Origin of the sequence: Roseovarius arcticus, assembly GCF_006125015.1 — a bacterium.
Lineage (GTDB): Bacteria > Pseudomonadota > Alphaproteobacteria > Rhodobacterales > Rhodobacteraceae > Roseovarius > Roseovarius arcticus.
On the sequence record NZ_SZZN01000001.1, the window covers coordinates 360,390 to 379,032 of the forward strand.

Genomic DNA, 18,643 nt, shown 5'->3' on the forward strand with positions numbered 1-18,643 from the left:
GCGATGATCACAGACCCCGATCCCACACTGCGCCCCGAAAAGCTGGCCGAGGACGAAGGGCGCAGCTTGCGCCCGCAAGCGCTTGCTGAGTTCATCGGCCAAGCCGAGGCGCGCGCAAACCTACACGTTTTTATCCAATCCGCCCGCCAGCGCGGCGAGGCAATGGATCACACGCTGTTTCATGGCCCCCCCGGCCTTGGCAAAACCACGCTGGCGCAGATCATGTCGCGCGAACTGGGCGTCGGGTTTCGAATGACCTCCGGGCCCGTTCTGGCCAAGGCGGGCGATCTGGCGGCGATCCTGACCAATCTTGAGCGCAATGACGTCCTCTTTATCGACGAAATCCACCGCTTGAACCCAGTGGTTGAGGAGGTGCTCTATCCCGCGCTCGAGGATTTCGAGCTAGATCTGGTGATCGGCGAGGGGCCGGCCGCGCGCACCGTGCGGATTGAGCTTCAGCCCTTCACCCTTGTCGGCGCGACCACGCGGATGGGTTTGCTGACCACGCCGCTGCGCGACCGCTTCGGCATCCCCACACGCCTGCAATTCTACACGGTCGATGAGCTGCACGAGATCGTGACGCGCAACGCTGCATTGCTGAACATCCCTTGCGCCATTGATGGCGCCCGCGAGATCGCCCGCCGCGCACGCGGGACGCCGCGCATCGCCGGGCGGCTCTTGCGCCGTGTGGTGGATTTCGCGCTTGTCGACGGTGATGGCACGATAACGCGAGCGTTGGCCGACAGCGCGCTGACACGCCTTGGCGTCGATCACCTTGGCCTCGATGGGGCGGATAGGCGCTATCTCACCCTGATTGCTGAGGCGTATCAAGGCGGCCCGGTCGGGATCGAAACGCTCAGTGCCGCGCTGTCAGAATCGCGCGACTCGCTTGAGGAAGTGATCGAGCCGTATTTGCTGCAGCAAGGGTTGATCCAGCGCACCCCGCGCGGCCGAATGCTGACCCAGGGTGCGTGGAGCCATCTGGGCCTCGCGCCGCCCAAGGCCGCTGGGCAAAGAGATTTGTTTTGACGCGGTGCGCAAGCGGCGGGGTCTGATTTTGAGAATTTTTACCAAGATGAAGCTGCAGGGCGGGATGCGTGCCATTTTCGGCGTTTCGCCGCGCGCGCCTCTGGGTTAGAGAAGCGCCGCGCAACTTGACTAGGAGGCCGCGATGACACCAGAGCAGATCGAGGCGCATTTCACACGCTCGGACGGCAGTTATTTGTGCGCCCGCTGGGGCCGCCCCATTGCGCCGGTGGTTTTTGGCGTTGATGACGCGACTTTGGCGGTGGTGAAGGGCGCGATCGAAGCTGTCAGCCAGCTAGCAGGTTGCGATATGGCCGAGACTGACCCCGAGCTGGGCGCAAACATGATGGTATTCTTCTTTCGCGCGTGGGACGAACTGCTGGAACTGCCCGATCTGGGCCGCATGATACCCGATTTAGAGCCACTGGTCGCGCGGCTGAAAGAAGCGGACGCGAATCAATACCGCATTTTCCGCTTTGATGAAGGCGACGCGATCAAGGCGGCGTTTGTGTTTCTGCGAATGGATGCACATCTGGCCGCCGTTCCTGCCGAGACGCTGGCGCTGAGCCAAGCGGTGCAGACGATACTGCTTTGGTCGGACACCGCGTTTCAAGACCGCTCGCCGCTGGCCATCGTGCCGGGGCAGGAGGCGGTGGTGCTGCGCCCCGAAATCGGGCTGCTGATCCGTGCGGCTTATGATGCGGTCCTGCCGAATGTGGCCCAAGATGCGGCGCACGCGCTGCGCCTGTCGGCGCGTATGTCGCAAGCGACCAGTTGAGCGAAGGGACCCGCCGACTGCACGAGGCCGGGGTAAAGACCACCTCCAGATGTGGTCGTTCGGTCGGCCAAGACGCTGCCAATGCGGATCGGCGGCAAAGTCACCTTTGGCGGCGGCGTTGCTGCGCTGATGCGGTGCGGCTAAGCTGCGCGGCAGACCCCCTCTTAGGTATGGAGACACCTCATGAAACCTATCCGAATCGCGCCCGGCGCCCGGATGAGCCAAGCAGTTGTGCACGGGGATATCGTTTGGCTGTCGGGGCAGATCGGCGATGCCGGCGATGATTTGGAGGGGCAGACGCGCTCCTGTCTGGCCAGTGTCGATGCGCTGCTCCAAGAGGCCGGATCGGCCAAGTCGCATCTTATCAAGATGGAGATATGGCTGGCTGATCTAGCTGATTTTGATGCGATGAACGCAATATACGAGGCGTGGCTTGACCGGGAAAACCCACCTGCACGCGCCACCTGCGAGGCGCGTGTGCGCAGCGATGGCACCCTGATCGAGATGGTCGCAACCGCCGCGTTGGTGTGAAGTGCAGTTACAAACAGGCTTGACGGTTTGTTTTTCCATCGACACTCTAACCCTTGAGAGCGGCAGGCGGCTGAAGGCTGCAAACGGCCCGCTTTCCAACAGGGAGATACAAATGAAAAACATTCGCAAGATCATCCAAAGCATGGGCGTAGCGGGGGCCATTGCCGTCACGCCGCAATTGGCAAGCGCCGAGACGAACTTTATCGCGAACTCGTTCTACGACGCAGAAACGCCCTTTTCCAAGTGGGGCTACACCGATTGGGCTAAAACCGTAAACGAGTTGTCGGGCGGCGAATTGGTGCCCGAAGTCTTTACCGGGACCGTCCTCTTGGCGCCGCGCGCCAACCTTCAGGGCATTCGCGACAACGTGGTGCAGGTCGCGCACCATGCTGCCGTCTATACTCCGTCCGAATTGCCCGTAGCGAACGCGGTGCAAGAGCTGGGCTTTAACTATTCCGATCCGCTTGTCGCGATTTTTGCTGTGGCAGATTTCAGCACGCATAACGCGACGCAGCTGGCCGAGTGGAAGGACAAGGGCATCGTTTACTTAGGTGCCTACGCGACGCCCCCATATCTGCTGTTCTGCCGCGAGCCGATCCGCAATCTCGCCGAACTGAAGGGCAAGCGCATTCGCACTGCAGGCTCGACCGTTTCGCTATGGGTTGAGGCAGCTGGCGGCATTCCCGTCAATGTCCCGTCGTCCGAGATGTATACCGGGCTTGAGCGCGGCACGCTCGATTGTGCGTCGAACGCGGGCAATGACCTGATCGACCGCTCGCTTTGGGAGGTTGCCGATTATACCACTTTGCTGCCGACCGGCATGTACTGGTCCGGTCCTCAGTGGGGCGTGAACCCTGGATTCTGGGCTAGTCTGACGGACGATCAGCGCGAAGTCATGATGAAGGCCTCGGCCATCGGCATGGCGCGTATGAACGTGGCCTATATCAAGCGCGCCGACGATGCGTTGATCGAGGCGCAGGAAAAGGGTCATACAGTCTATGAGCCTGAGGACGACCTGATGCAGTCAATCGTGGACTACCGCGAAAAGGCGCTGGCTGGCGTCTATGACACTGCCGAGCAAAAGTACGGCCTGACCAACGGCAAGGAGGTCATCGACGACTTTCGCGCAACGTGGGACAAGTGGGAAAAGCTGCTGGAAGGTGTTGATCGCACCGATGCAGAAGCGCTGGGCGAGATCGCTATGAAAGAGATCTACGCCGATCTCGATCCTGCGACATACGGCGTTCAGTGATGGATTCGGACGGCGCCGCCTTGGGCGGCGCCGGACATACCCGCGAAGACGGCGGTGGCCAAGCCGCTGATCGCCCGCGCCGCACGCAGGCCCAGCGATCCCATAAAACGCAGCAAAAGATTCTCACTGTCACGACCCAGTTAGTCTTGTCCAAAGGGTTGCGCGATACCTCGACGGTCGATGTGGCCGAAGCGGCTGGCGTTTCGCGCGGCGCGCTTTTACACCACTATCCCAGCCGCCAGGTGCTGATGCAGGAGGCGCTGCGCCACCTGCTGAATGGTGAGATCACCGAGATTAAGGCCCTCGCGGGCGCGATCCGCACGGGCGACATGGATTTAGATGGCTTCCTATCCGAGATGTGGGCCCGTTTCTCCGGCCCGCTGTTTATGATAACGATGGAGTTTCTGACCGCCGCGCGCACCGATTCCGCCATCCGCGAGGCTTTGATCCCGGTTGCGCTGGATTATAATCACCAGTTGGATGAGATCTGGGAAAACCTCTTTCCCGATCTGAGTGGCGCCAGCGGCACGCGGCGTATCGCGCTGAACGCGACGCTTTGCTTGCTGCGCGGAATGGGCACGCAATCGATTTGGCGCGACGATCCGCAGCTGTTTCTGGATATGTTGGAATTTTGGAAAATGTCGCTGGGCAATCTGGCACCGGCCCCGTCCAAGGAGACACTGCAATGAATACAGACACGCCCCCACCAGAGGGGACGGGCCTGATCTATAGCGCGATCCGCTACGTGAATCTGGCGCTGCTGGCGATGGGATGCCTGTTTTTGCTGCTGATGATGGGCCACATTACGGTCGACGTCATCGTGCGATACGTTTTTAACGGCTCAATGATTGGCACGCTTGAGACTGTCTCATTCTACTATGTCGTCCTCGCTGTGTTTTTGCCCCTCGGCTATGTCGAGTTGAAGAACGAGCATATTCGCGTCGACCTCTTTGCGCAGATGATGCCGAACTGGGCGCAACTGGCGCTGTATATCCTCGCCTGCATCGCAGGGCTGGTGTTTTTCGGGATGCTGGCGTGGCAGAGCGGCATTGATGCCATCCGCTCCACCCAGCGGTTAGAGACGATCATGTCGAATTTCCTATTCTACATCTGGCCCAGCCGATGGGCGCTGCCTGTTGGCTTTGCCGGGATGTGCCTCGCTATTCTGTCTAATCTGCTGCGCGCGCTTCAGCGCCGCCAAGCCCTGTAAGGACGCGCGCCCATGAGCAATCTGGATATTGGTGTCATCGGCACGCTGACCGCGCTGGCCATGATCGCGCTGAGGGTACCGATTGGCCTGACGCTGGGCCTTGTGTCCATCTTTGGCATCGCGGCGATGATTTCGATGAATGTTGCGTGGGGCATGATCAGCGCCACGCCCTTCGATTTCGTTGGCCAGTGGGAGCTGACTGCAGCGCCGATGTTTCTGCTGATGGGCTATATCTGCACCACGACCGACATGACCAAGAGCCTCTTTGTCTCGCTCAAGGTGGTGCTTGTGCGCTTGCCCGGCGGGCTGGCCGTGGCATCCGTCGCGGCTTGCGCGTTTTTTGCTGCTGCCTCCGGGTCCAGCGTGGCAACGGCGGCGGCGATGTCGCGCATCGCCGTGCCTGAGATGCTGAAGGCTAAGTATGACAAGGGGTTGGCGACCGGCACGATCGCGGCTTCCGGTACGCTCGGCTCGCTTATTCCGCCCAGCGTCCTGCTAATTTTGTACGGTGTTTATGCGCAGGTATCGGTGGGGCAGCTCTTTCTCGCCGGGTTCATCCCCGGCGTGGTGTCGGCGTTGATTTACATGGTGATGATCGTCACGCGGGTAAAGTTAAAGCCGTCGCTGGCCGGCGTTGTCCAAGAGGACATCAGCCGCGAGGAAAAGATCGCGGCGGTCAAGGACATCTGGCCGCTGCCGCTGCTGATTTTCTCGGTGCTGGGCGGTATTTTCGCCGGCGTGTTTTCCCCGACCGAAGCAGGCGCGATAGGCGCCGCCGTTGCCACGCTGATCGCGATTGTGCGCGGATCGTTCACATGGATTGCGCTGCGCGATGCGCTGGTCCAGACGGCGATCAGCACGACGGGCATTTTTATCATCCTGATCGGATCGGTGTTCTTTACCCGCTTTCTCGCGCTGTCGGGCCTGCCGCAAGCGTTTGCAGACGTGATTCTCAGTGTCAGCGATAATGTCTGGTGGATCCTCTTTGCAGTCGCGCTGCTCTACCTCGTCCTCGGAATGCTGATTGATTCCATTGGCCTTTTGCTGCTGACGCTGCCCTTGGTCCTGCCGCTGGTGCAGGGCGCGGGCCTGGATCTGGTGTGGTTCGGCATCATCGTGATCAAGCTGCTGGAGGTCGGCCTCGTCACGCCCCCCATAGGCCTGAACGTCTATGTGATAAAGGGCGCGCTGGGAAACCTCGTGACCCTACCGGAGGTGTTCAAGGGCGTCGCGTGGTTCATCGTGATGGATATTCTGACGCTTATTTTGATCATCATGATCCCTGCCATGTCACTCTGGCTGCCCTCACTGGCGTTTCGCTGAACGGGAGGCGCTTGTCCGGCTAAGGTTGGGGCAGATATGGACAGGTCACTCAATTGGCCGAGCGACTGCTTTGAGCCCGTAGCTCTCGATGCTGCGCTTTCTCCGAATGGCAGCAAACTTCTGATCCAACCACCGAGATATTATTCGGCATCTCCATGAAGTTCGGCCGCATCCGGGCGGTTCCAGTACCGGTTAGGATTGTCCTTATCGTCCAAGAGCTTTGAGCGACTGCCCCAAACCTCCTCTACCCGGATGGTTGGCTCTTCGTTGACATGAACTGAGAAGATGACGTCGAAAGCCCTGCGGAGCAAATCGGGGTCACACGGCAGGGAGAAGACGATCTGCTGAGCGGCGGTTTTTTGAATCGTGCCTTCTGCACCGGCATGAGATCCTTCGAGCGCGCGAAATCTCTGATAACCATTTTCCCTTACAAACATACAGTTATCATACGGACCTTGTGTTAAAGGCAATTCTTTTCCCAATGCGATCAAGACGGGTTCAACCCCACCCGTTGGCGTATCAATCGTAACTACCCACTCTCGTTCTAGAGTGGCCGGGGCCATATCGAAGCCGTCGAGTACATGCTTGGTTGTCATTGCAATCTCCAATCAGAACAAATTAAGAACATTTGCTTGCGATAAGTCAAGGATGGTCTCGAGTTGCCAAGCGGCCAAACAATTGAGCAGTGCTTGTTGCGTAGCAAGTTCGCATGGCCAAGGTATATTATGAAGCGGCCATTCCTTTGTTCACGACTTACGGCAGCTTCGTCCGGCGATCTCAACTGATCGACGCAACACACTCCGCAAACTTCTCCGCTGGGGTTTGGTATTGCAAGGTCTTGCGGGGGCGTTCGTTCAACTGCCTCGCGATTGCGCTGAGTTTTGCTTGAGAATGGACGGATAAGTCTGTTCCTCTTGGTAAATACTGCCTCAAAAGCCGGTTGGTATTTTCGTTTGATCCGCGTTGCCACGGTGACTGAGGGTCGCAAAAGTAGACGTCGACGTCAGTTGCCATGGTCAGGCGTGGGTGATCCGCCAGCTCTTTGCCGCGATCCCATGTCAGAGATTTGTAGAGTTCGCGGGGTAGTCTCTGAGCTGACTTGATGAGCCCTGAGATGACGCTTTCGGTGTCTTTGTTAGCGACTTTGACCAGCATGACATATCGTGACTGGCGCTCGACAAGCGTCGCAACATAGCTGTTCTTGGAGCCGCCAATCAAGTCACCTTCCCAGTGCCCCGGTACGGCACGATCCTCGACAGCTGCGGGCCTTTCACTGATCGATACAGCGTCTTTAATTTGACCAAGACCATTGCGTTTGAGGCTTGCGTGTCTGGAGCGGCGGACTGTGCGTTTGGCGCGCAAGTGCTCAAGCAACTCCTTCTTCAGCACGCCGCGCGCTTGAATATAAAGGCTTCGATAGATCGTCTCGTGTGACACCTGTTTGTGCGCCTCTCTCGGGAACGCGCGTTTGAGCCAGCCCGCAATCTGCTCGGGAGACCACTTACGCCGTAGCTTTGCTGATACTGCGTGGGCCAATGCTGGGTGGCAAGCCAGCTTACATATCTTTGGGCGCAGAGCACGGTTCCATGCCGCCTGATCTGATGCCGTCGCACGATAACCCGCAACGCCACCATTGCGCCGGACCTCCCGGCTGATCGTCGAGGGTGCGCGACCCAACTGGCGCGCGATCATACGAAGGGACTGCTTCATACTCAGACCGCGCGAGATCTCTTCGCGTTCCGAAAGACAAAGAGCAAACTTTCCGCGTATTCGATCTGGCGGGCGAATGCCTCCTGTCGGGGAAATCACTGAGAACACCGATGATGACTGACGGTCAAAAACCCGTCCAATCGATCTCATCGACTCGCCACGCTGCCAACGATCCCAGATATCCGCACGTTGCTCAGCCGAATAGTAAATCCTGGTACGATACTTCATTGCCAACACTCCATCTCTTCCTAAAGATTAAAGTGTTGCGTCCACCTGTTGAGACCACCCCACTTAGCGGACATTAACCTTAATAGTCCTACGCGCCAAAGGGCAGGCCGAAGCCCGCCCCGGACCCTTACAACCCCGCCGCCTTCTTCTTTGCCACGCCGCCCTGCATAATCAGCGGCATGTGCGCGCCCTGTTCGGTTAGCAGGTTCAGATCATCTAGCGGATTGCCGTCTACCACGATCAGATCGGCATGTGCGCCCGGCGCGATTACGCCCAACTCGCCCTCCATGCGCAGGACCTTTGCGGCATCCACGGTAGCTGAGCGGATGACGGCATCGGCGGGGATGTACTGCCCGCGCAGGGGGAACTCGCCCGACTGGTGCGGCTGCATCCCGCCCAAGAGGTCCGAGCCGTAGCCGACCGTTACGCCGGCCTTGTACATCTTGGCCAGACGCTCCAGCCCGGCTTCGCGCACGTCGGCAATCTTGGCGACGGACTCGGCGGGCAGGCCATATTCGGCGCCAGTTTTCGCCAGCCGGTCGTAGGTGATGTTCGTCGGCACGACGACCTGCCCCTCGCGGGCGATGCGGGCGATGGTGTCGTCGCTCATCAGGTTGCCATGCTCGACGCACTCGATGCCGCAATCCAGTGCGCGGACGATGGCCCGGTCATCATAAAGGTGGCCCGACACATAGGTACCAAAGCCCTTGGCAACCTCGACGGCTGCTTTCAACTCATCCACCGAAAACACCAGATATCCGACCGGATCGGAGGGGGAGGACACGCCCCCGTCGGCCATGATCTTGATGAATTGCGCGCCGCCTTTCAGCTCTTCGCGGCAGGCGGCGCGCATGGCGTCAACGCCGTCCAGCACACGGCCCATCGAGCCTAGCTTGCCCTCGTAGTAGCGCACATCGCGGCTGTGATAGGGACCGCGGTAGTCGGTATGCCCGCCGGTCTGCGACAGCGCCTTGCCGCAGATCACGAGGCGCGGCGCGTCTATTAGCCCGTCTTCTTGGGCCTTTTGCAGGCCCCGGTCGGCGCCGCCCAGATCGCGGACGGTGGTAAAGCCGCGCATCAGCATCGCCTTCATCATCTGGGCCGATTTCAGCGCGATCCACGAATTTGGCAACTCGGCATTAGTGGCGAGATCGGCGGTCGTAGCGATGACGTGGACGTGGCAGTCGATCAGGCCCGGCATCACGATCTGGCCCTTCAGGTCCAGCGTTTCCTCCGCATCGAATTTGGTGCCTGCGCCCACCTCGACGAAGCGGCCGTCTTCGATAGCGATGTCCACCGGATCGCCCGGCTGGGTGGCCGTGCCATCGACGATGCGCGCGTTTTTAAGCAGCAATGAGGTCATGATGAGTGAATCCCTTTGTAGGTTGCGGACCGGCGCCTGCCGACTGGCGGTAGCCGAGGAAAATGCAGTTGCAGACAGCGCTGCTGGTAAGTTGGATAACAGCACAGACGCGGCCAAGGGTAAAGCCTGCGTGGACGGGCCCGCTTGGGTTAAATGGTGCGCATTGGACGGCGCGCGCAAACATGCTTTAACCGGGGGCGCTGAATTCAGGAAAGGCCCGCCGCTATGGCCCAAACCACGACACGTCCTCATGATGCTGCCAGTACAGCGCCGCCGCACCGCTTTGATATCCGGGTTTACTACGAGGATACGGATATGGGCGGCATCGTTTATCACGCCAACTATCTCAAGTTCATTGAGCGGGCGCGCAGTGATTGGGTGCGCGAGATGGGCGTCGACCAGCGCGCCATGAAGGAAGAAGACGGCCTGATTTTTGCCGTGCGCCGGATAGAATGCGACTACCTGCTTGCCGCGCGCTTTGATGAGCGGCTGGAGGTACTGACGCGTATCGGCGGGGTCACCGGTGCGCGGCTGGTCCTACGGCAGGATGTGATGCGCGGGGCTGACACGATATTCTCGGCCACCGTTACCATCGTCTGCGTCACCGATACCGGGCATCCTGCGCGACTTCCGGCGAATATCCGCCTGATTTTGCACTAGGCGCTAAAAATTGCCTGTATCACAGCGATCTCATTGGCTTTCACGCGAATGATCGGCTAGTTTCCCCGCAAACAAGGCAGGCCCGTCAGTGGCCGCGTAAAAAAAGAGCAGGCAATGGAAGCAGAAACCCTCGCACTCGCGCAGGACATCGATTTCTCCATGTGGGGGATGTTCGCGCAGGCCACGTTCGTCGTGAAATTGGTCATGTTTATGCTGATCCTCGCGTCCTTCTGGGCGTGGGCAATTATCGTGCAAAAGCTGATTTTGTATCGCAAGGCCCGCACTGAGGCCGAGACGTTTGATCGCCTGTTCTGGTCGGGCGAGCCTCTGGACGAGCTGTTTGAGCAGATCGGAACCGAGCCGGACGGACAGTCGCAGCGCATATTTGCGTCGGGCATGATGGAATGGCGGCGCAGTCACCGCAACGACGGCGGTATGATCGCAGGCGCGACCGCGCGCATTGACCGCAGCATGGACGTGGCCATTGCCAAAGAATCTGAGTCGATGCAATCGGGCCTGTCAGTATTGGCAACCGTCGGCTCCACTGCGCCTTTCGTTGGTCTGTTCGGCACGGTCTGGGGCATTATGCACGCGTTTATCGGCATTGCCGCATCGCAGAACACCAGCCTCGCCGTCGTCGCGCCCGGCATCGCCGAGGCATTGCTGGCTACTGCACTGGGCCTGCTGGCAGCTATTCCCGCAGTCATTTTCTACAACAAGCTGAGCGCGGACAGCGATCGCATTGTTGCGGGCTACGAGGCGTTTGCAGACGAGTTTGCCACCATCCTTAGCCGCCAGTTGGATAGCTAGGTCATGGGTGCAGGAGTGGTTCAAGGGTCAGGCGGAGGCAAGCGGCGCAGGCGCGGACGCAGCCGTGCGCGCCCGATGTCCGAGATTAACGTCACGCCATTTGTCGACGTGATGCTGGTGCTGCTGATCATTTTCATGGTCGCGGCGCCGCTTATGACAGTCGGCGTGCCGGTTGAGTTGCCGAAAACGGCGGCCAATTCGCTGCCGGGCGAGCAGGAGGAGCCGCTGACAATCACGATTACAGCGGACGGCACCGTGTCCATTCAAACCACCGAGATTGCCCGCGACGAGCTGATCGGCCGCCTGCGCGCCATCGCGGCCGAGCGCGACAGCAATCGGGTGTTTTTGCGTGCCGATGGCGCAGTGCCCTACGCCGACGTTGTGCAGGTCATGGGCGCGCTCAATCGCGGCGGCTTTGACGATATTGGCCTAGTGACGGACATCGGCGGCCCGGCGCTGGACGCGCCGGACGGCTGAGGCGGGCGGCCGCGTGAACACAGGTCAGATCATATCGGGCGCAGGCCATCTCGGCCTGATCGCTTGGATTCTGTTTGGCGGGGCCTTTCCGTCCAAGCCGTTGGATTTTGACGTGACCAAGGTGACTGCCGTCAGTTCTGAGGAGTATGCGGCGATCATCGCGCGTAGCAATTCGCCTGAACAGACCAGCGAAGTATCCCCGCCCGCCGCGCCTGACGTGCCGCAGGACTCACCAGATCTGAGCAGCGAGGCCGATACAGCGCCCGCCGCGCCCCAGCCCGACACCACGGCCGAGGCCATCCCCGATCCCGCGCCACAGCCGCCCGCCCAGGCGCAGCAAGCCGAGGTCGCCGATGAGGCCCCGGTCATTGAGCCGCCATCCGAGGACATTGCCGCACTAGTGCCGGAAACCTCACCGCGCCCGCAGCAACGCCCCGCCGAGCGTGTGGCGCCTCAGCAGGTCGACCCGCCAGCGCCCGACAGCACCGTCGATGATGTGGTCCGCGAAGAGGCCGTGCCGGACGAGACCGCCGAGACGCCCCGCGAGGAGGCCGACGCTACCGCGCCTGAGGCTGCCGCGACCGAGATCGTGACGGAGGCCGAAGAGGTCGAAGAGGCCGCGCCGTTGAATTCAGTCCGTCCCAAAACGCGGCCCGAGCAACTGAGGCCAACGCCCCAGCCTGATCCGCAGCCCGAGGCGCAGACCCAGACTGCTGACGCCGCACAGCCAGAGGCGGCTGATCCCGTTCCGGCGCCTGCCACCGACACAAGCAGCGTTGAGGATGCGTTGGCGGCCGCGCTGGGCGGCGCTGCGGACACACCTGAGCCCTCGATCAATGCAGGTCCGCCCCTGACGGCGGGCGAAAAGGATGGCTTGCGCGTCGCCGTTCAAAATTGCTGGAACACAGGCTCGCTTAGCTCTGACGCGCTGAACACCACCGTCACCGTCGCCTTTGAAATGTCCGAGGACGCGCGCCCAATCGACAGCAGCATTCGTATGCTAGACTCAAGCGGCGGCACCGACGGCTCGGCCAGTCAGGCGTATGAGGCAGCCCGCCGTGCGATCATCCGTTGCGGCGCGCGCGGCTTTGGCCTACCGGCTGAAAAATATGCGTCTTGGCGCAACGTGGAACTGGTATTCAACCCTGAGAACATGAGGATCAAATGATGGCGCGATTCACGGCCCTGCTGGCCCTTCTTCTGACGACGCTCACTGCCCTTTCTGCCACCGCGCAGAGCGGGCCTCTCAGGCTTGAGATCACCGAAGGCGTGATTGAGCCCCTGCCATTCGCTGTCCCGGCCTTTGTCGGGACAGGATCGGGCGGTCAGGCGGCGCAAGACATATCGAGCCTCATCTCTGCCGACCTTAGCGGCACCGGCCTGTTCCGGGAAATCCCGGCCAGCGCACATATCAGCCGCATCACCAGCTTTTCCAGCCCGGTGCAGTTCGCCGATTGGAAGGCGGTCAATGCGCAGGCCCTCGTGACTGGCGCGGTCGATGTGGACGCATCGGGCCGCCTGACCGTCCAATTCCGCGTCTGGGATGTCTTTGCCGGCCAAGAGCTGGGCAGCGGGCAACAATTCGTCGGCACTCAGGACGGCTGGCGCCGCATTGCGCACAAGATTGCCGATCAGGTTTATAGCCGCATTACCGGCGAGGGCGGGTATTTCGACAGCCGCGTCGTCTATGTGGCCGAAACCGGGCCAAAGGATCAGCGTGCCAAGCGGCTCGCGATTATGGATTACGACGGTGCGAACACTACCTACCTGACGGATTCGTCGTCGCTGGTGCTGGCGCCGCGCTTCTCGCCCACGGGCGACCGCATTCTCTATACCAGTTACGAGAGCGGATTTCCCAAGATCTACGTGCTGGACGTGGCCAATGTCAGCCGCCGCCAATTGCCCACCCAAGAGGCCACGATGAGCTTTGCACCCCGTTTTTCGCCTAACGGGCAGACGGTAGTCTATTCGCTGGAGGCGGGTGGCAACACGGACATCTACACCATGAACATCGGATCGGGTGGCAGCCAGCGCATGACCAGCGCGCCGTCCATCGAAACCGCGCCCAGCTTTAGCCCCGATGGCGCGCAGATTGTGTTCGAGAGTGACCGCTCGGGCAGCAATCAGCTGTATGTGATGAGTTCGGGCGGCGGCGAGGCGCGGCGTATCTCAAACGGTGATGGCAATTACGGCACGCCTGTCTGGTCGCCCCGCGGTGATCTGATCGCCTTTACCAAGCAGTCAAAGAGCCGCTTTCACATCGGCGTCATGCGTACCGACGGCAGCGAAGAGCGTCTGCTAACTGCATCGTTTCTGGACGAGGGGCCGACGTGGGCGCCCAATGGCCGCGTCATCATGTTCACCCGCGAGACACAGGGCGAACAGGGGCAGGCAGGGCTTTATTCGGTCGATATTACCGGGCGCAACCTGCGCCGCGTCGACACGGCGGGCGCCGCGAGCGATCCGTCGTGGTCGCCGCTGCAATAGGCGCAGGGCCACATCAGAATTCAGGCGCGCGGCGTTTCCCTTGGGCCGCGCGCTGTGATAGATAAAACAAAACGACACGCGCAGTCTGCGCACCCCAACTTACCGCGAGGCAACAGCATGACTTTACTCAAGACGATGATCCTTATCTGCGCCGGCCTGTCACTGGCGGCATGTACCAATCCTGACCGCTTCGGCGACGACGCTGCCGGGCTAAATGGTGGCATTGGCGCGAATGGCGCTGGTATGGCTGGCTCGGCCAGCGATCCGACCTCGCCTGCGTATTTCCAGCAGACTGTCGGCGACCGGATCCTGTTTGTGATCGACACCTACAACCTGACGCCCGACGCACAGCGCACGCTGGACGGACAGGCGCAATGGCTGCTGACGAACCGCGACTATAATGCGGTGGTTGAGGGCCACGCGGACGAGCAAGGCACACGTGAATACAACCTCGCGTTGGGCGCGCGTCGCGCCAATTCGGTGCAGGAATATCTGCTGACCCAAGGCGTACCCGCCTCGCGGCTGCGCACCGTCAGCTATGGCAAAGAGCGCCCGATCGAGATTTGCAGCAACGAGGCGTGCTATGCCCAGAACCGCCGCGCCGTGACGGTCATTTCCGCCTCGCCCAACAGCTAAGTCCCTGAAACGATCCTAAGTACCGGAGCCTCCCATGCGCCGCATCGCCGCACTGATACTGACAGCCACCATCGCCCTAGCCGCGCCCGCCCATGCGCAAGGCAAGTCCGAGACGCTGGCCGATATCCGGCAGGAGCTCTCGGTGCTCTATGTCGAGGTGCAAAAACTGCGCCGCGAACTCAGCACGACAGGCGCGACAGGCCAGTTGAACGTGTCCGGCTCGGTACTTGACCGGGTCGGCGCGATCGAGGGCGAATTGCAGCGCCTGACCGCCCGCACCGAAGAGATGCAACAACGTATAGACCGGGTGGTCAGCGACGGCACCAACCGTGTTGGCGATTTGGAGTTCCGGCTGGTTGAGCTAGAGGGAGGCGACACGTCAAAACTGGGCGAGACGACGACACTGGGCGGCGGTGACCTGCCATCATCCGGAGGTGTTTCCGCAATTCAGCCAGCGCAGACCGACACCCCCTTGATTGAGCCTATGGCGGTCGGCGAAAAGGCCGATTTCGATGCTGCCGAGGCTGCGATGACGTCAGGTGACAATACGGACGCGGTGCAGAAATACACAAACTTTCTGGATAACTACCCGGGCAGCCCGCTTGCCCCGCGTGCCTTTCTTGCGCGCGGCAAGGCGCTTGAGGCGGGCGGCGATATGAAGCAAGCAGCAAAGTCCTATCTCGACGGATTTTCGGCGGACAAGGCCGGACCGGACGCGCCCGAGGCGCTTTATCGGCTTGGCCGCGCATTGGGCAAGCTGAACCAGCGCGATGCCGCCTGCCAGACACTGCGCGAGGTTGAGACACGTTTTACTGGGACCGTCCCCGCGAATGACGCCCGCGTTGAAATGCAAACCCTCGCCTGCCAGTGAGCGCCAAAGGCGTGCGCAGCGGTGATTTGCACACGCTAATTTCGACCCATTTTCAGAACGATACCCGCCCGCTCGGAATTGCCGTGTCGGGCGGTAGCGATTCGCTTGCGCTACTGCATTTGATGGCCGAATGGCGCGGTGCTCCGCTGCGTTGCGTGACTGTAGATCATGGCCTGCGCGCCGCGTCGGCGGGGGAGGCGGCGCAGGTCGCAGACATCTGCGCGGGGCTAGGCATTCCGCATGATACATTGGAATGGACTGGCTGGGACGGGCAAGGGAACCTGCCCGCGGCCGCCCGCGTTGCGCGCTATGCGCTGATGGCAAATTGGGCGCAGGATCGCGGCCTTGACGGGATTGCGCTGGGCCATACGGCGGATGACGTAGCCGAAACATTGCTGATGCGCCTGGCCCGGCGCGCCGGGGTGGACGGGCTGGCTGCTATGCAGGCACGGCGGCAAGAGGGCGGGGTGACGCTGCACCGCCCACTTTTGCATGCGCACCGCGCCGACTTACGCAGCTATCTGGACGCCAGGGCAATCGCTTGGATCGACGATCCGACAAACACGGACGCGCGCTATCGCCGGACGCAGACCCGCCGCGCGCTAGAAGCTCTGGCGCCGGCCTGTATAACTGCCGACGCGCTATCGGACGTCGCGCACCACCTGCGCGAGGCGAGCGACACGCTGGGCTATTATGCGGCGCGAGAGGTGGCGCAAATCGCCAGCTTTGAACATGGCGACCTGCTGCTTGAGGCTGCCCCCTTTGGCGCACTGCGCCCTGATATCGCGCGGCGCATTCTGCAAGCCGGGCTTGGCTGGATCACCGGGCCGGGCTACGGCGCGCGCGGGCCTGACGTGACGCGGATGCTGGCGCGCCTTGATGCCGGGCAGGGCGGTACGCTGGCGGGCTGCCGGATCACACAAAGCGGTGGCAGTATCCGTCTGGCGCGCGAATTTGCCGCAATTGCCGCAGAGCGCGTTCCGCAGGGCGCGCTGTGGGACAATCGATGGCATCTAGATGGCCCGGCTGTAGAGGGCGCGGCGGTGGGCGCGCTCGGGCCTGATGGGCGCAAAATGTGCGCAGAGTGGCGCGAAAGCGGCCTTCCTGCCCATTCGGTTGATACCACTCCCGCGCTCTGGATCGGCCAGACGCTGGTGGCTGCCCCGCTCGCCGGATATGCAAATGGGATGTCCGCCCGGCTGGATCGTACTGCCGCTGATTTGCAAGCTGTGCTATTATCGCATTGAAGATGGGGACATGATCTCTATTTAAGACATAACGCCCGCGTGCTATGTGCCGGGCTTCCGAAAGTTTAGGAGAGATTCCTTGGGCAACGCACGTAATATCGCTTTCTGGCTGGTTTTGTTCCTGCTGGTCCTGGCGCTGTTCAACCTCTTCAGCGGCTCTGGCGGCGCGCTTCAGAGTCAATCGGTGAAATATTCCGAGTTCGTCACGGCAGTGAACGACGATGCCGTCACCAACGTTACGCTAGATGGCGAGAGTATCCAGTTCCGCAAGACGGACGGCAAAGATTATGTCGCAGTCAAACCTGCTGATGCCGATGTCACCCAGACCCTGATCGACAAGGGCGTCCCGGTGACTGCCAAAGCGCAGGAAGAGTCGGGATTTCAGACGTTCCTGCTGTCGTTGCTGCCCTTCTTGCTGCTGATTGGTGTCTGGATTTATTTCATGAACCGGATGCAGGGCGGCGGCAAAGGCGGTGCCATGGGCTTTGGCAAATCCAAGGCAAAGATGCTGACCGAAAAGAGCGGACGCGTGACCTTTGACGACGTGGCCGGCATTGATGAGGCCAAAGAAGAGCTTGAGGAAATCGTCGAATTCCTGCGTAACCCTCAAAAGTTCAGCCGTCTTGGCGGCCAAATTCCTAAGGGCGCACTGCTTGTTGGCCCTCCGGGTACTGGTAAGACCCTGCTGGCGCGCGCGATTGCGGGCGAGGCGGGCGTGCCTTTCTTCACCATCTCGGGCTCCGACTTTGTCGAGATGTTCGTGGGCGTTGGCGCATCGCGTGTGCGCGACATGTTCGAGCAAGCCAAGAAAAACGCCCCCTGCATCGTGTTCATCGACGAAATTGACGCTGTGGGCCGTCATCGCGGCGCCGGTTACGGTGGCGGTAATGACGAGCGCGAGCAGACGCTGAACCAGCTTCTTGTCGAAATGGACGGCTTTGAGGCTAATGAGGGCGTCATCATCGTTGCGGCGACGAACCGCAAAGATGTGCTGGACCCTGCGCTGCTGCGTCCCGGCCGCTTTGACCGTCAGGTCGAGGTCCCGAATCCCGACATCAAGGGCCGCGAGAAAATCTTGGGTGTCCACGCCCGCAAGACGCCGTTGGCCCCCGACGTCGACCTGCGCATCATCGCGCGCGGCACGCCCGGCTTTTCCGGTGCGGATCTGGCGAACCTCGTCAATGAGGCGGCTTTGATGGCCGCACGTATAGGTCGCCGTTTTGTCGCGATGGAGGATTTCGAGACGGCCAAAGACAAAGTCATGATGGGTGCAGAGCGTCGCAGCATGGTTCTGACGGCCGACCAAAAGGAAAAAACCGCGTTCCACGAGGCGGGCCACGCCATTGTGGGAATGGCCCTGCCGAAATGCGATGCGGTCTATAAAGCGACGATTATTCCGCGCGGTGGTGCGCTGGGTATGGTCGTTAGCTTGCCCGAAATTGACCGTCTGAATTGGCACAAGTCTGAGTGCGAGCAAAAGCTGGCGATGACGATGGCCGGCAAGGCCGCAGAGATTATCAAATACGGTGCGGATGACGTATCGAATGGCCCGGCTGGTGACATCCAGCAGGCCAGCGGGCTGGCACGCGCCATGGTTTTGCGCTGGGGGATGTCCGACAAGGTCGGCAATATCGATTATCAGCAGGCGCATGAGGGCTACATGGGCAATGGCGCCGGCAGCTTCTCAATCTCGGCCAGCACCAAAGAGCTGATCGAGGAAGAGGTCAAGCGCATGATTGATGAGGCATATGCCACCGCGTTCCGCATCCTGACCGAGAAGAAGGATGAGTGGCAGCGGCTGGCCGAGGGCCTGCTAGAGTATGAGACGCTGACCGGCGAGGAAATCCAGCGCGTCGCGCGCGGCGAGCCGCCCCAGCCCATTGATGGCGATGATGGCCCGGACGAGGGTAGCGCGCCATCAGTCACTGCAATCCCCAAGACAAAACCCAAGACACCGCGCAGCGGTAGCGGCGGAATGGAGCCTGAACCCACAGCGTGACCACGACCGAAAATCCCGCAAAAACTGACTGGAAT

General features: G+C 60.9%; 19 protein-coding genes. 16 read left to right on the plus strand and 3 right to left on the minus strand.

Going from position 1 to position 18,643, the window contains the following annotated elements; translation table 11 throughout:
* Positions 1-6: 6 nt before the first annotated feature.
* The 7 genes from ruvB (at position 7) to MK6180000_RS01770 (ending at position 6,120) form a co-directional block, all read left to right on the plus strand.
* Positions 7-1,029, plus strand: coding sequence for a Holliday junction branch migration DNA helicase RuvB (gene ruvB, locus MK6180000_RS01740; protein WP_138936292.1), 1,023 nt, complete (start codon positions 7-9; stop codon positions 1,027-1,029).
* Between the two features lie 142 nt (positions 1,030-1,171).
* The gene (locus tag MK6180000_RS01745) at positions 1,172-1,804 is read left to right on the plus strand and encodes a hypothetical protein (RefSeq protein WP_138933167.1); all 633 of its coding nucleotides are present in this window, start codon (positions 1,172-1,174) and stop codon (positions 1,802-1,804) included.
* A gap of 183 nt (positions 1,805-1,987) precedes the next feature.
* Positions 1,988-2,335, plus strand: a complete 348-nt coding sequence (locus MK6180000_RS01750; RefSeq protein ID WP_138933168.1) for a RidA family protein — start codon at positions 1,988-1,990, stop codon at positions 2,333-2,335.
* Positions 2,336-2,447: 112 nt separating this feature from the next.
* Positions 2,448-3,587 carry a C4-dicarboxylate TRAP transporter substrate-binding protein gene (locus tag MK6180000_RS01755; RefSeq protein ID WP_138933169.1) on the plus strand — a complete coding sequence of 380 codons (1,140 nt, stop codon included), beginning with the start codon at positions 2,448-2,450 and terminating at the stop codon, positions 3,585-3,587.
* Positions 3,587-4,276, plus strand: a complete 690-nt coding sequence (locus MK6180000_RS01760) for a TetR/AcrR family transcriptional regulator (protein WP_138933170.1) — start codon at positions 3,587-3,589, stop codon at positions 4,274-4,276. The genes MK6180000_RS01755 and MK6180000_RS01760 overlap by 1 nt, the downstream gene beginning before the upstream one ends.
* A complete protein-coding gene (locus tag MK6180000_RS01765) occupies positions 4,273-4,797 on the plus strand; it encodes a TRAP transporter small permease (RefSeq protein WP_138933171.1) in 525 nt (174 codons plus the stop codon). Before MK6180000_RS01760 ends, MK6180000_RS01765 begins: the two co-directional genes overlap by 4 nt.
* Positions 4,798-4,809: 12 nt before the next feature.
* Positions 4,810-6,120, plus strand: coding sequence for a TRAP transporter large permease (locus MK6180000_RS01770; protein WP_138933172.1), 1,311 nt, complete (start codon positions 4,810-4,812; stop codon positions 6,118-6,120).
* Positions 6,121-6,260: 140 nt separating this feature from the next.
* On the opposite strand, the gene MK6180000_RS01775 is transcribed toward MK6180000_RS01770, so the two are convergent.
* From MK6180000_RS01775 to MK6180000_RS01785, 3 genes are all read right to left on the minus strand, one after another.
* Positions 6,261-6,716, minus strand: a complete 456-nt coding sequence (locus tag MK6180000_RS01775) for a YqfO family protein (protein WP_138933173.1) — start codon at positions 6,714-6,716, stop codon at positions 6,261-6,263.
* A 181-nt stretch (positions 6,717-6,897) separates the two neighbouring features.
* Entirely contained in the window at positions 6,898-8,058 is a 1,161-nt protein-coding gene (locus MK6180000_RS01780; protein ID WP_138933174.1) for an IS30 family transposase, read from the minus strand.
* 127 nt (positions 8,059-8,185) lie between these two features.
* Positions 8,186-9,421: a metal-dependent hydrolase family protein gene (locus tag MK6180000_RS01785; RefSeq protein ID WP_138933175.1), complete on the minus strand. Its 1,236-nt coding sequence runs from the start codon at positions 9,419-9,421 to the stop codon at positions 8,186-8,188.
* Positions 9,422-9,646: 225 nt separating this feature from the next.
* On the opposite strand from MK6180000_RS01785, the gene ybgC reads away from it, so the two are divergent.
* The 9 genes from ybgC (at position 9,647) to ftsH (ending at position 18,608) form a co-directional block, all read left to right on the plus strand.
* The gene (gene ybgC, locus MK6180000_RS01790) at positions 9,647-10,081 is read left to right on the plus strand and encodes a tol-pal system-associated acyl-CoA thioesterase (protein ID WP_138933176.1); all 435 of its coding nucleotides are present in this window, start codon (positions 9,647-9,649) and stop codon (positions 10,079-10,081) included.
* Positions 10,082-10,195: 114 nt separating this feature from the next.
* On the plus strand, positions 10,196-10,891 hold the full coding sequence (gene tolQ / locus MK6180000_RS01795) for a protein TolQ (protein WP_138933177.1): 696 nt from the start codon (positions 10,196-10,198) through the stop codon (positions 10,889-10,891).
* A 3-nt stretch (positions 10,892-10,894) separates the two neighbouring features.
* Positions 10,895-11,368, plus strand: a complete 474-nt coding sequence (gene tolR, locus MK6180000_RS01800) for a protein TolR (RefSeq protein ID WP_138933178.1) — start codon at positions 10,895-10,897, stop codon at positions 11,366-11,368.
* A 13-nt stretch (positions 11,369-11,381) separates the two neighbouring features.
* Positions 11,382-12,536, plus strand: coding sequence for an energy transducer TonB (locus tag MK6180000_RS01805; RefSeq protein ID WP_138933179.1), 1,155 nt, complete (start codon positions 11,382-11,384; stop codon positions 12,534-12,536).
* The gene (gene tolB / locus MK6180000_RS01810) at positions 12,536-13,855 is read left to right on the plus strand and encodes a Tol-Pal system beta propeller repeat protein TolB (protein ID WP_425466819.1); all 1,320 of its coding nucleotides are present in this window, start codon (positions 12,536-12,538) and stop codon (positions 13,853-13,855) included. Before MK6180000_RS01805 ends, tolB begins: the two co-directional genes overlap by 1 nt.
* Before the next feature lie 117 nt (positions 13,856-13,972).
* Positions 13,973-14,491 (plus strand): peptidoglycan-associated lipoprotein Pal, encoded by a 519-nt coding sequence (gene pal / locus MK6180000_RS01815; RefSeq protein WP_138933181.1) that lies wholly within the window; start codon positions 13,973-13,975, stop codon positions 14,489-14,491.
* A gap of 34 nt (positions 14,492-14,525) precedes the next feature.
* Complete coding sequence (locus MK6180000_RS01820) at positions 14,526-15,362, plus strand: tetratricopeptide repeat protein (protein ID WP_138933182.1); 837 nt, start codon at positions 14,526-14,528, stop codon at positions 15,360-15,362.
* Entirely contained in the window at positions 15,359-16,609 is a 1,251-nt protein-coding gene (gene tilS / locus MK6180000_RS01825) for a tRNA lysidine(34) synthetase TilS (protein ID WP_246040395.1), read from the plus strand. Before MK6180000_RS01820 ends, tilS begins: the two co-directional genes overlap by 4 nt.
* A 79-nt stretch (positions 16,610-16,688) precedes the next feature.
* The gene (gene ftsH, locus MK6180000_RS01830) at positions 16,689-18,608 is read left to right on the plus strand and encodes an ATP-dependent zinc metalloprotease FtsH (RefSeq protein ID WP_138933183.1); all 1,920 of its coding nucleotides are present in this window, start codon (positions 16,689-16,691) and stop codon (positions 18,606-18,608) included.
* Positions 18,609-18,643 lie beyond the last annotated feature (35 nt).